Source organism: Okibacterium fritillariae, assembly GCF_052783725.1.
Genome location: NZ_CP199917.1, coordinates 1566585 through 1579451, shown reverse-complemented (window position 1 = coordinate 1579451; position 12867 = coordinate 1566585). Strand labels below are relative to the sequence as shown.

At 67.5% G+C, this 12867-nt stretch carries 11 protein-coding genes; 5 read left to right on the top strand and 6 right to left on the bottom strand.

Annotation, left to right across the window (positions count from 1 at the left end; all coding sequences use genetic code 11):
- A complete protein-coding gene (sucB, locus tag ACUWEX_RS07390) occupies window positions 1-1491 on the top strand; it encodes a 2-oxoglutarate dehydrogenase, E2 component, dihydrolipoamide succinyltransferase (RefSeq protein WP_445995821.1) in 1491 nt (496 codons plus the stop codon).
- A 30-nt stretch (window positions 1492-1521) separates the two neighbouring features.
- Here the strand turns inward: sucB and ACUWEX_RS07385 are convergent, their stop codons facing one another.
- Window positions 1522-2280, bottom strand: coding sequence for a hypothetical protein (locus tag ACUWEX_RS07385; protein WP_445997582.1), 759 nt, complete (start codon window positions 2278-2280; stop codon window positions 1522-1524).
- A 511-nt stretch (window positions 2281-2791) separates the two neighbouring features.
- Here ACUWEX_RS07385 and ACUWEX_RS07380 point away from each other — a divergent pair.
- Window positions 2792-3499 carry a DUF4191 domain-containing protein gene (locus ACUWEX_RS07380; RefSeq protein ID WP_079727497.1) on the top strand — a complete coding sequence of 236 codons (708 nt, stop codon included), beginning with the start codon at window positions 2792-2794 and terminating at the stop codon, window positions 3497-3499.
- 131 nt (window positions 3500-3630) lie between these two features.
- Here the strand turns inward: ACUWEX_RS07380 and ACUWEX_RS07375 are convergent, their stop codons facing one another.
- Both ACUWEX_RS07375 and ACUWEX_RS07370 read right to left on the bottom strand, forming a co-directional pair.
- The gene (locus ACUWEX_RS07375) at window positions 3631-3858 is read right to left on the bottom strand and encodes an RNA-binding S4 domain-containing protein (protein WP_079727496.1); all 228 of its coding nucleotides are present in this window, start codon (window positions 3856-3858) and stop codon (window positions 3631-3633) included.
- 124 nt (window positions 3859-3982) lie between these two features.
- Complete coding sequence (locus tag ACUWEX_RS07370; protein WP_143785350.1) at window positions 3983-4321, bottom strand: RDD family protein; 339 nt, start codon at window positions 4319-4321, stop codon at window positions 3983-3985.
- Between the two features lie 229 nt (window positions 4322-4550).
- Between ACUWEX_RS07370 and glnA the strand changes: the two genes are divergently transcribed.
- Complete coding sequence (gene glnA / locus ACUWEX_RS07365) at window positions 4551-5975, top strand: type I glutamate--ammonia ligase (RefSeq protein WP_079727494.1); 1425 nt, start codon at window positions 4551-4553, stop codon at window positions 5973-5975.
- Window positions 5976-6056: 81 nt separating this feature from the next.
- On the opposite strand, the gene ACUWEX_RS07360 is transcribed toward glnA, so the two are convergent.
- The 3 genes from ACUWEX_RS07360 to ACUWEX_RS07350 form a co-directional block, all read right to left on the bottom strand.
- On the bottom strand, window positions 6057-9203 hold the full coding sequence (locus ACUWEX_RS07360) for a bifunctional [glutamine synthetase] adenylyltransferase/[glutamine synthetase]-adenylyl-L-tyrosine phosphorylase (RefSeq protein WP_445997581.1): 3147 nt from the start codon (window positions 9201-9203) through the stop codon (window positions 6057-6059).
- Between the two features lie 24 nt (window positions 9204-9227).
- On the bottom strand, window positions 9228-10565 hold the full coding sequence (locus ACUWEX_RS07355) for a glutamine synthetase family protein (protein ID WP_079727489.1): 1338 nt from the start codon (window positions 10563-10565) through the stop codon (window positions 9228-9230).
- A gap of 93 nt (window positions 10566-10658) precedes the next feature.
- Complete coding sequence (locus ACUWEX_RS07350; RefSeq protein WP_079727488.1) at window positions 10659-10847, bottom strand: hypothetical protein; 189 nt, start codon at window positions 10845-10847, stop codon at window positions 10659-10661.
- A gap of 74 nt (window positions 10848-10921) precedes the next feature.
- Between ACUWEX_RS07350 and map the strand changes: the two genes are divergently transcribed.
- On the top strand, window positions 10922-11806 hold the full coding sequence (gene map / locus ACUWEX_RS07345; protein ID WP_445997580.1) for a type I methionyl aminopeptidase: 885 nt from the start codon (window positions 10922-10924) through the stop codon (window positions 11804-11806).
- Window positions 11807-11870: 64 nt separating this feature from the next.
- Complete coding sequence (gene ppgK / locus ACUWEX_RS07340) at window positions 11871-12806, top strand: polyphosphate--glucose phosphotransferase (RefSeq protein WP_445997579.1); 936 nt, start codon at window positions 11871-11873, stop codon at window positions 12804-12806.
- The last annotated feature ends 61 nt before the right edge of the window (window positions 12807-12867 follow it).

Below are 12867 nucleotides of genomic sequence, written 5' to 3'. Positions count from 1 at the left end.
ATGAGCGAATCCGTTAGCCTCCCGGCACTCGGCGAGAGTGTCACCGAGGGCACGGTCACCCGCTGGCTGAAGAATGTCGGAGATCGCGTCGAGGTCGACGAGCCTCTGCTCGAGGTCTCGACCGACAAGGTCGACACCGAGATCCCGTCGCCGGTCGCCGGCGTCATCGAGAAGATTCTGGTCCAGGAAGACGAGACCGTCGAGGTCGGCACCGCGTTGGTCGAGATCGGCGACGGTTCGAGCCAGGGCTCGTCCGACGAGGGATCCGCTCCCGAGGCCGAGGCACCCGCAGCCGAGCCGGCACCCGCCGAAGAGGCACCCGCGCCCGTCGAAGAGCAGCCCGTTCCCGAGGCTCCCTCGACCGAGCAGCCCGCCGACGAGGCCGCGACCGCGCCCGCCGAAGACGCTCCCGAGGCCGAGGACGAGAAGGGCAACGCCTACGGCGCCGCCGCTCAGCCCGCCGCCCCGAACGCGCCGTCGGCTCCCACCGAGGCCCCGGCGCCGGTGTCCGCAGCGTCGTCCGCTCCCGCGGCTTCCGCCCCTGCCGAGCAGTCGGCTCCGGCCGGCGACGGCAGCAACTCCGGCTACGTGACTCCGCTCGTGCGTCGTCTCGCCCAGCAGGAAGGCGTCGACCTGTCGACCGTCTCCGGCACGGGCGTCGGTGGCCGCATCCGCAAGGAAGACGTGCTCGAGGCTGCCAAGGCCAAGACCACATCGAGCGCTGCACCGGCCGCCGCTTCCACCGAGGCCGCGCGCAAGCCGCTCGAGACCTCGCCCCTCCGTGGCACCGCGCAGCCCATGTCGCGTCTCCGCAAGGTCGTCGCGCAGCGCGCCGTCGAGTCGATGCAGTCCTCTGCTCAGCTCACGAGCGTCGTCGAGGTCGACGTCACCAAGATCGCTCAGTTCCGCGATCAGGTGAAAGGTGAGTTCCACTCCAAGACCGGCAACAAGCTGTCCTTCCTGCCCTTCTTCGCCCTCGCGGCGACCGAGGCGCTGAAGGCCTACCCGGTCATCAACGCCACGATCGATGGCGACCAGATCGTCTACCCCGACCACGAAAACCTGAGCATCGCCGTCGACACCGAGCGCGGCCTGCTCACTCCCGTGATCCGTGACGCCTCGTCGCTCGACCTCAACGGTTTCGTCACGCAGATCGCCGACCTGGCGGCCCGCACGCGCGACAACAAGCTGAAGCCCGACGAGCTGGCCGGCGGAACGTTCACGCTGACCAACACCGGTTCGCGCGGCGCCCTGTTCGACACCCCGGTCGTCTTCCTGCCGCAGGTCGCCATCCTCGGCACCGGCATCGTCACGAAGAAGCCTGTCGTCATCTCGAACGGCGGCGTCGAGTCGATCGCCATCCGTTCGATGGTCTACCTGGCCCTGTCCTACGATCACCGCATCGTCGACGGCGCGGATGCCTCGCGCTTCCTCGTGGCCGTGAAGAACCGTCTCGAAGACGGCAACTTCCAGAACGACCTCGGCATCTAACCGGAGGATCCACTCCTCGGTTCGATCCCGTCAAGCGGCGTCCACTTCGGTGGGCGCCGCTTCGTCGTGCTCGGGCGTCGCGTCGTGCGCGGGATGCTCGGGCGTCGCGTCGCGCGCGTTGTGCGTGGGATGTGCGGGATGCGTGGGATGCGTAGCGCGAGCGGATCGCACCTCCTCCGCATGCCAGGCGACGAGTTGCGCCTCGAGGAGGGTGAGGGTGGCTCGTGCCGACGCGCCCTCGATCTGGTCGCACCACGACGCCCAGCGGGCCGCCAGTCGTGCGCCCGGGCGGGCCTCACTGCCCGCGCGGTGCCACCAACGCGAGAGTTCCTCGACGACCGGGGCCAGTACCGCGAGTGCCTCCTGGGGCGTTGCCTCGCACGCGTCCGCATTTTGTGCGGCCTCAGCGACGCTTCGATCGTCGCGCGACACCGAGAACCGTCCCGCATCGATAATCACGATGTGCCCGGAGTCGTCGCACGCGAGGGCGTCCAGCGCCAGCGGTCGGGGCCGGTAGCCGCACTCGCCGAGCTCGATCAGGCCATTCAGCAGCGGAACGAGGACGGCGAGGACGGTGTCAGCTCGAGCGTTCCGGTCTCGCGAAAGCAGGTCGATGAGCGCGTTCCCGATCGCCGGAAAGATCGCGGCCTCACAGCCGCCGAAGGGTTCGTCGATCGACGGGTCGGTTGTCGACAGGACGATCGGACGAGCGATGATGTCGCTTCGAATGCGGTGGTCCGATGCGAGGTCGTGCTCGTGCCGTCGAGTTCTCTGCGGCGAGGGCGTCACGAAGACACGAATCTCGGCCGTGCGGCTGCCCCGGGACGACGAGCCCCGTCTGCGCAAGAATCGACGCATCATGCTGTGACGTGAGAGCCAGGCTTGGGCTCGGTGGGCCTGCACGGGCGGGTCGCTCGACGGGGGTGCCGGCGGCGACCCGGTTGCTCCCGGCTCATGCCACACCCGGATTCGCACGTGCTCGAACGGGGCCGTGCCGCACCCGTGCGCCTGTCGCGCGGCACCTCGCCGGCGCATCGGCACCTCGGGCGCGGAATCATCCGTCAGGCGCCGCGGCCGCAATGCATCGAAGTCCGTTGCGCAGGGCCAGGTGAAGCGCACAGCGTGAAGCGTGAAGCCCTGGACAGTGGAGCCGAGCAGGGGGTGGGGTGCAGCATCCGTCATGTCACCCAGCCTCACGCAACGGGGTCGGAATTGCGCCGTCGGCGATCACGGTGTGGACGAAACCGAGGATCGCAAACTGTGCAGAGCGAAAGCGCCGGATGCCGGTATCCTTGACACCATGGCACGTAAGGAAAAACCCGCGAAGAAGGCGAAGGAGCCGGGTCGTCTCAAGCAGATGGCTCAGGTCTTCCAGATGACTCGCCGCTATGACCCGAATGTCGTCTGGGCGATGCTGCTCGGCTTCCTCGGCGGCGTTGCCGTCGGTGTGGCACTGGCACTCATCTTCTCGCGCGATAGCGTCTTCGGCATCGTCCTCTGGGTGATCGCCGGTGTGCTCGCCGGAATCCTGGCGGCCATGCTCATCTTGGGTCGCCGCGCCGAGCGTGCCGCCTATGGGCAGATCGCCGGTCAGCCCGGTGCCGTCGGGGCCGTGTTCCGCGGCTCGCTCCCCCGCAGCTGGCGCGGCAGCGAAATGCCCGTCAACGTCAACGGTCGCACGCAGGATGCCGTCTACCGTGCCGTCGGCCGCGGCGGCGTCGTGCTCGTGGGCGAAGGCCCCATCTCGCGCACCCGCAAGCTCGTCGACGACGAGAAGCGCAAGATCAACCGCGTTCTGCCGAACGTTCCCGTCACGGTGCTCTATGTCGGCCCCGACGAGGATTCGGTCGAGCTGCACAAGCTGGCCAAGTCGGTGCGCAAGGTGAAGAACACGCTCACCAAGCCCGAGGCGCTGGCCGTCTCCAACCGACTCGCGTCCCTCGGCACGCAGATGCCGATCCCCAAGGGCGTCGACCCGTTCAAGGCTCGCCCGCAGCGCGCCCGCTAGTCCAGTTCAGTATCAGAAGGAGGCTCGTCCGAGAGGGCGGGCCTTCTTCGTTTGCGGGGCCGGGTCGCGGCTAGGCGAGGCGAGAATGTCTACGGACACATCGTTTGACCGGCGCATAGAGGGCGCTCAGCTCAGTGGCTGACGCGGACGCGGTGGCCCTCGAAGCCGACGATATCTCCGACCTGCAATTGGCGCCCGCGGCGGCGATCAACGTCGCCGTTCACGGTCACGAGACCGTCGGCGATCACCTCTTTGACGTTTCCACCGGAATCGAGGAGCCCCGCGAACTTCAGGAACTGGCCGAGGCGGATGTCGTCCCCGCCGATGGGAACGTCTTCAACCGCAGCAGGATTCGTCATCCATCCATGTTAGCCGCGAGCAGCGCACGCGATTCGAACCTGCGACCAAGAGATGAGACGGTTCCTAATTTTCCGCGGCACGTCTCACGGGAGCCCGCCCGCGGCACGCGCAGCTCCGAGGCGATCAGCGGCTGCGGATGAGGAGCGTGCCCGCGACCTTGTCGTGGAAGCCACGCTGGTCCGAGTCCCAAACGAGGGCCGGAACGAGGATGGAGAGGAGGAGGGTGCGCACGACCGGACGCCAGACGCCGATCCATCCGCCGCCCAATTTGACGACGCGGATGCCGACCGCACGGTGGCCGAGACCGCCGCCGATCGTCGGGATGAAAACGATCTGCGTGACAACGAAAACGAGCAGCGTGGCCCACGTGTCGTAGTTGAAGAACGCGAACGAAATGAGCGCCGAGATGGCGCTGTCGATGAGGAACGCCGAGATGCGGCGACCCGGCCGAGCGATGCTCATCACACCCTCTTCGGGCAGGCCCAGACGCTGCCCGGGATAGCTGCTCGGTTGGAGGTCTCCGAAGCGGACGCTAGGCTTTGGGGGGTTCGGCACGGCTCAAGTCTACGTGCCCTTCGACTCGTAACACGCCCGAAACATGGGCGACACTGCGGGGTAATGCCCTATCAATAGCCTCGGGTTGGGTGCATGTCGCACCCCGCTCGGTACGAAGCCATTTGGAGTTCTTCCCATGTTCAGTGATTCCTCCGAGGTGCTCAAGTTCATCAAAGACACGGACGTCAAATTCCTCGACATCCGATTCACCGATCTTCCTGGTGTGCAGCAGCACTTCAACATCCCCGCCTCGACCGTCGATGAGGAGTTCTTCTCCGTCGGCCAGTTGTTCGATGGTTCTTCCATCCGCGGTTTTGCCAACATCCACGAGTCCGACATGCAGTTGATCCCGGATGTCTCGACCGCCTACGTCGACCCCTTCCGCGCCGAGCGCACCCTCATCATGGTGTTCGACATCTACAACCCCCGCAACGGCGAGGTCTACTCCAAGGACCCGCGTCAGGTCGCCAAGAAGGCAGAGAAGTACCTGGCCTCGACCGGCATCGCCGACACCGCGTTCTTCGCCCCCGAGGCCGAGTTCTACATCTTCGACGACGTCCGTTACGAAGTGAACCAGCACTCGAGCTTCTACTTCGTCGACTCCGAGGAGGGCGCCTGGAACTCGGGCCGCGTCGAAGAAGGCGGAAACCTCGCTAACAAGACCCCCTACAAGGGCGGCTACTTCCCCGTCTCCCCCGTCGACAAGCAGGCCGACCTGCGCGATGACATCTCGCTGAAGCTGATCGACGCGGGCCTCATCCTCGAGCGCGCTCACCACGAGGTGGGCACGGGCGGCCAGGCCGAGATCAACTACCGCTTCGACACGATGGTGCACGCGGCCGACGACATCCTCAAGTTCAAGTACATCGTCAAGAACACGGCCGACCAGTGGGGCAAGACGGCAACGTTCATGCCCAAGCCCCTCTTCGGCGACAACGGTTCGGGCATGCACACCCACCAGTCGCTGTGGAGCGAAGGCAAGCCGCTGTTCTACGACGAGGCCGGCTATGGCGGGCTCTCCGACCTGGCTCGCTGGTACATCGGTGGCCTGCTGAAGCACGCCCCCGCCGTGCTCGCGTTCACCAACCCGACCGTGAACTCGTACCACCGTCTGGTTCCCGGCTTCGAAGCCCCCGTCAACCTGGTCTACTCGGCCGGAAACCGCTCGGCCTCGATCCGCATCCCGATCACGGGCACCAACCCGAAGGCCAAGCGCATCGAGTTCCGCGCGCCCGACGCCTCGGGCAACCCGTACCTCGCGTTCGCCGCTCAGCTCATGGCCGGCCTCGACGGCATCAAGAACCGCATCGAGCCGCACGAGCCCGTCGACAAGGACCTCTACGAGCTGCCCCCCGAGGAAGCGAAGAGCATTCCTCAGGTTCCCGCCACGCTCGAAGGCGCCCTGGCCGCGCTCGAGGCCGACCACGAGTTCCTGCTCGCCGGCAACGTGTTCACCCCGGAGCTCATCGAGACCTGGATCGAATACAAGCGCGAGAACGAGATCAAGCCGCTGGCCCAGCGCCCGCACCCGTTCGAGTACGAGCTGTACTTCGGCGTCTAGTCGCTGAACGACCGCTCGCCGGTTCCTGAGGGCCGCTCCGATTCGTCGGGGCGGCCCTCAGGCGTTCGCTCAGCCTTTCGCTCAGGCCGTCGAGGGCTGGATGCGGTCGGGTAGGCCGTAGAAGCGCTGCTCGAAGACGCGGCGGGCCCGGCGGGTGACCGCGAGATAGTCCTGCTCGAGCTGTGTGGCCGAACCCGGCGGGTACTCCATGACGCGCGCGATGCCCTCGAGTTGGCGCCGGTCGCTCGGCAAGACATCCGTGGTCTTGTTGAGCCAGAGCGTCATGCTGCTGCGGAGGCGCGAGGCGAAGAGCCAGGCCTCGCGCAGGCGTTCGGCGTCGGCATCGGGGACGAGGTGTTCGCGGGCGACGACGGCGAGGGCATCCAGTGTGGATGTCGTGCGCAGGTCGGGAATGGCGGCGGCGTGTTCGAGCTGCATGAGCTGCACGAACCACTCGACATCGCTGAGCGAACCGCGCCCGAGTTTCACGTGGCGGGTCGGGTCGGCGCCCTGCGGCAGGCGCTCGTTCTCGACGCGGGCCTTGATGCGTTTGACCTCGCGCACCGCCTGTTCGGCGATCGCGGCCGGGTAGCGCACGGTGTCGGCCAGGGTCTCGAAGTCGGCGAGCAGCTGCTCGTCCCCCGCAACGCCGCGCGCCCGCAGCAGCGCCTGCGCCTCCCATGTGAGCGACCAGCGCTCGTAGTAGGCGCGATAGGAGTCGAGCGAGCGCGCCTGGGGCCCGTTCTTGCCCTCCGGCCGCAGGTCGGTGTCGAGGTCGAGCGGCACGCGGTGATCTTCGGTGAGGCTCGACAGCGCCTTGACGATCGCGTTGGCCGCCTGGGTGGTCGCCTCGGGGATGCCGGTGGTCGCACGGAAGACGTAGAGCAGGTCGGCGTCCGAGCCGAAGCCGAGCTCGCCCCCGCCGTAGCGTCCCATGCCGATCACGGCGAACTCAAGCGCGTCGGGTCCGAGACCGTCGCGGCGGCGGATGGCCCGGAGCACGCCGTCGAGGGTAGCCGTCGTGACGTCGGTGAGGCCGGCTCCGAGCTGCTGCAGTTCGACGACACCAAGCACCGACGAGATCGCGAGACGCAAGAGCTCGCGCCGACGCATCCGCATGATGGCCTTGGCGGCGGGCTCGGCATCGGCATGGCGCCGCAGAATCGAGGATGCCTCATCACGCAGCGTCGTCAGGCTGCGGGGCTTGAGCTCCCGATCGTCCTCCAACCACGCGGATGCCTCGGGGATCTGATCGAGCAGCTCGCCGATGTAGCGCGATCCACTGAGCACGCGCGTGAGACGCTCGGCCACGCCCGACGAGTCGCGCAGCATGCGCAGGAACCAGTGCGTGCCGCCGAGCGACTCGGACAGCCGCCTAAAGGCGAGGAGGCCGTAGTCGGGGTCGGCGCCGTCGGCGAACCAGCGCAGCATGACGGGCAGCAGGTGCCGCTGGATGGTGGCCCGGCGCGACACCCCGCCCGTGAGCGCCTGGATGTGCGACAGCGCACCCCGGGCATCGCGGAACCCGATGGCCGCCAGGCGCGCCTCGGCCTGCTTGGGGCTCAGCGTGACCTCGTCCTCGGGCAGGGCGGCGACGGCGCTCAGCAGCGGGCGGTAGAACAGCCGCTCGTGCAGCGTGCGCACCTCGTTCTTCGTGCTCTCCCAGCGCGTGACGAGAGCGTGACCGGTGGTGGCGAGACCCGAGGCGCGGGCCAGAACACGCAGGGATGCGTCATCCCGGGGCATGAGGTGCGTGCGACGCAGCCGGCTGAGCTGCAGGCGGTGTTCGAGCACCCGCAGGAGGCGGTAGTCCTGTGCGAAACCGGCGGCCTCGACGCGACCGATGTAGCCGCTCTCGGACAGGGCCCCGAGCGCCCGGATCGTGCCGCGCTCGTGCACGCTCTCGTCGCTCTGGCCGTGCACGAGTTGCAGCAGCTGCACCGTGAACTCGATGTCGCGCAGGCCCCCCGGCCCGAGCTTCAGCTGGTAGTGCAGCTCGTCGGACGGGATGTTGTCGGTCACCCGCTCGCGCATGCGCTGCACCGAGTCGACGAAGTTCTCACGCGACGCGCTCGACCACACCTTGGGCCAGAGGGCGTCGACGTAGCGCTGCCCGAGATCGGGGTCGCCGGCGAGCGGGCGCGCCTTCAACAGCGCCTGGAACTCCCAGCTCTTGGCCCAGCGCTCGTAATAGGCAATATGCGAGTCGAGGGTGCGCACGAGCGCGCCCTGCTTGCCCTCGGGGCGGAGGTTCGGGTCGACCTCCCAGAGCGGCGGCTCGAAGCCGGCCTCGGAGATGCCCCGCATGGTGAGCACGGCCAGGCGCGTCGCGATGTCGACCGCCTTCGAGTTGTCGAGACCGCCCTGCTCATCGCCCTCGGCCACGAAGATGACGTCGACGTCGCTGACGTAGTTGAGCTCGTTCGCGCCCGCCTTGCCCATGCCGATGATGGCGAAGCGGGTGAGGGCGACCTCGTCGCGCGTGAAGCGGGCCGGTCCGGCGCCGGGCATGGTGACGTGGGTGCGGGCGACGGCGAGGGATGCCTCGAGCGCGGCGCCCGCGGCATCCGCCAGTCTCGTGGCCACGCGGTCGAGCACGGCCGAGGCGTCGGCGGCCGAGAGGTCGAAGGCGGCGATGCGCACGAGCCAGCGGCGGTAGCGGATGCGCAGATCGGTCCACAGGCGGTCCTCCGACCAGGCCGGGGACGACGTGCCGCTCGATGCCGACGAACCGGAAGCGTTCGAGCCGGAAGCGTTCGAGCCGGAGGCGTTCGAGCTCGTATCCGCGGCAGCTGCGGTCCGGGCGTCGGACAGTCCGTCGGCTGATGTCGCGCCCGCGGACGCGAACCCGTCGACCTCCTGCACGATCGCCAACAGGTCGTCGGCGATCTGCGCGGCCGACGGCAACTCATCGGCGGGCTCGGTGACGACATCCAGCTGGTCGGGATGACGCTCGAAGAACTCGACGAGCCCCTGCGACGCCCCGGCCAACCGCAGCAGCACGACGCGGTGCACGGGGTCGGCCAACAGCCGGGCCGTGCGCCCGTCGTCCACGCGCGCGAGCGACACGATGGCGCGCAACGCCTGGTCGGGGTCGGCGGCCACCCGGAAGTCCTCGAGGAACTCTCGCGGGTCGACACCGGCCACCTCATGCAGCGTGTCGAGAACCTCTCTCGACTCGCTGAGATCGGCAAAGCCGATGCGCGCCAATTCGGTCAGAGTCGCCATCTGCCGCTGCACGGAGAATCCTGCTTAGAGGATTTCGATGTTCTTGGCGAGCTCGTACGGCGTGACCTGCGCGCGGTACTCCTGCCATTCGCGCCGCTTGTTGAGCAGCACGTAGTTGAACACCTGCTCGCCCAGCGTCTCGGCGACGAGCTCGGACTCCTCCATGTACTGGATGGCGTGGTCGAGGCTCGCGGGCAGCGACGAGTAGCCGAGGGCGCGGCGCTCGGTGTCGCTCAGGCTCCACACGTTGTCTTCGGCCTCGGGCGGCAGCTCGTACTCTTCCTCGATGCCCTTGAGGCCGGCGGCAAGCATGAGCGAGTAGGCGAGGTAGGGGTTGGCGGCCGAGTCGATGGCGCGGTATTCGACGCGCGACGACTGCCCCTTGTTGGGCTTGTAGAGGGGCACGCGGATGAGCGCGGACCGGTTGTTGTGACCCCAGCACACGAAGCTCGGGGCCTCGTCTCCACCCCAGAGCCGCTTGTAGCTGTTGACGAACTGATTCGTGACGGCCGTGATCTCGGGCGCGTGCTTGAGTAGACCGGCGATGAACTGGCGGCCCGTCTTGGACAGCTGGTACTGCGCGCCGGCCTCGTAGAACGCATTCTGGTCGCCCTCGAACAGCGACATGTGCGTGTGCATGCCGGAACCCGGGTGGTCGGAGAGCGGCTTCGGCATGAACGTGGCGTAGACGCCCTGCTCGATGGCGACCTCTTTGATGACCGTGCGGAACGTCATGATGTTGTCGGCCGTGGTGAGCGCGTCGGCGTAGCGCAGGTCGATCTCGTTCTGGCCGGGGCCCGCCTCGTGGTGGCTGAACTCGACCGAGATGCCGAGGTCTTCGAGCATGCGCACCGAGCGGCGGCGGAAGTCGTGGGCCGTGCCACCGGGAACGTTGTCGAAGTATCCGGCCGAGTCGACGGGGATGGGGCCCTCGGGGCCGAGCTGCGCCGACTTCAGCAGGTAGAACTCGATCTCAGGGTGCGTGTAGAACGTGAAGCCGCGGTCGGCGGCCTTTTCGAGCGTGCGCTTCAAGACATTGCGCGGGTCGGCGACGGCGGCGACGCCATCCGGGGTCGTGATGTCGCAGAACATGCGCGCGGTGGGGTCGATCTCGCCGCGCCACGGGAGGATCTGGAACGTGGTCGGGTCCGGGTGCGCCAGCAGGTCGGACTCGTAGGAGCGCGTGAGGCCCTCGATGGCCGAGCCGTCGAACCCGAGGCCCTCGGCGAAAGCGCCCTCGACCTCGGCGGGCGCGATGGCCACGGACTTGAGCGTGCCCACCACATCGGTGAACCAGAGCCTGACAAACTTGATGCCTCTGTCTTCGATGGTCCGAAGAACGAAGTCAGTCTGCTTATCCATGCACTCCTCTTTCCGGGCGATCGCCGATGTCTCGAAGCAAGCCTCAAGAACTCCAGGCTAGTGGATTCTGACGACCGTCGCGGATGCCGAACCTCAGCGGTCTTCGGCTGCTTCTTCGGCGGCCCAACGCTGGCTGTTCTCGCGCAACTTCTCGAGCGCGTGCGCCGCCTCGCTCTGGGTGGCGAACGGGCCCACGCGATCGGCCGACGGCGAGGCGTAGCCCTGCTCGACGGCCTGTGTCTTCATGTTGTACCAGTACTGCTTCGACGGATCTTCTGACATCGTCGTCCCCTTCTGTGCCGCGCCGATTCTGCTTCTGTGCCGCGCCGATTGAGCGCCGGACTAAGCTTGATCCTATGCCCAAGGACTCTCACGGACACCTGATTCCCGGCCAGCTCACCGCGGTCAAACCGGTGCCGGCCAGCATCCCCCGCCCCGAATATGTGGGCAAGACGGCCCCGTCGCCGTTCACCGGATCGGATGTCTACCCGCCCGAGAAGATCGAGGCGATTCGACGCGCCGGCCGCATCGCCGCCGACGCCATCGCGCTCGTGGGTGAGAACGTGAAGCCGGGCGTCACCACCGAGCAGCTCGACGCCATCGGGCACCGCTACCTCATCGAGCACGACGCCTATCCGTCGACGCTCGGCTATCGCGGCTACCCGAAGTCGCTGTGCAGTTCGGTGAACGAGGTCATCTGCCACGGCATTCCCGACGACACGGTTCTGGATGACGGCGACATCGTCAACATCGACATCACGGCCTTCATCGGCGGCGTGCACGGCGACTCCAACCGCACGTTCCTGGCCGGCGAGCCGCGCGACGAGGTGCGCCTGCTGGTCGAGCGCACTGAGGAGTCGCTGCGCCGCGGCATCAAGGCCGTCGCGCCGGGCCGCCAGGTGAACGTCATCGGCCGCACGATCGAGTCCTACGCCAAGCGTTTCGGCTACGGCGTCGTGCGCGACTTCACGGGCCACGGCGTGGGCGAGGCATTCCACTCGGGCCTCATCATCCCCCACTACGACTCGGCGCCGCAGTTCGACACCGTCATGGAGGTGGGCATGGTCTTCACGATCGAGCCCATGCTCACGCTCGGCACGCACGAGTGGGACATGTGGGGGGATGACTGGACCGTGACGACGCGCGACAAGAGCATCACCGCCCAGTTCGAACACACGCTCGTGGTGACCGAACGCGGGGCAGACATCCTCACCTTGCCCACCGGCCAGACGAGCTTCTAGCGCGGCGACGGCGCGCGCCACCACCCCTCCCGTTCAAACCCGCAACCCCTCTAAGGTGACTGTCATGGCGAAAACCACCAGCGGAACTCCGATTCCCGCTCAGACCGCATCCGACACCGACGTCTCGTCGGCCTCCACCAAGACCGCGATCGGCATCGACATCGGCGGCACGGGCATCAAGGGCGCGATCATCGACCTGGCGTCGGGCGAGTTGCTCACCGACCGCATCAAGGTGCCGACGCCCGACGGTGGCAAGCCCGCCGACATCCTGCAAACGACCGTCGACCTGCTTAAGCAGCTCGACCCGCCGTCGGCCGACACACCGGTGGGCGTCTGCTTCCCCGCCATCGTGAAGCACGGCAAGACGCTGTCGGCCGCCAACGTGTCGAAGAAGTGGATCGGCCTCGACGCCGAGAAGCAATTCGAAGACGCGCTGGGCCGCGAGATCACGTTCGTCAACGACGCGGATGCCGCAGGCTACGCCGAATCCGCGTTCGGTGCCGCGAAAGATCAAGAGGGTCTCACCATCATGACGACGCTCGGCACCGGCATCGGAGGCGCGCTCATCTTCAACGGCGTGCTCATTCCGAATGCCGAGCTGGGCCACCTCGAGATCGACGGGCACGACGCCGAGTCGAAGGCGTCGTATGGCGCCAAGGAGCGCGACGACCTCTCGTGGGAGCACTGGGCCAAGCGCCTGCAGAAGTACTACGACAAGCTCGAGTTCCTCTTCTCCCCCGACCTGTTCATCGTGGGCGGCGGCGTGTCGAAGCACCACGAGAAGTTCCTGCCGTTGCTCAGCCTGAACACGCCCATCGTGCCGGCGCGTCACCGCAACAACGCGGGCATCCTGGGTGCCGCGGCGCTGGCCGTGCACGGCGATGCGGCCGCGCATGTGGGCAGCACGTCTGCCGGCGCCGGCTCCCAGGCTGACGCCAAAGCCGAGAGCGACGGTGCGTCAGGCGAGAAGATGGCCGACTCGGGCGCCGCCAAGAAGTAAGGCGGCTCACATCCGGCGAGAGTGTTAAAAGAACGATGCGGCGGCTCGATCATGAGCCGCC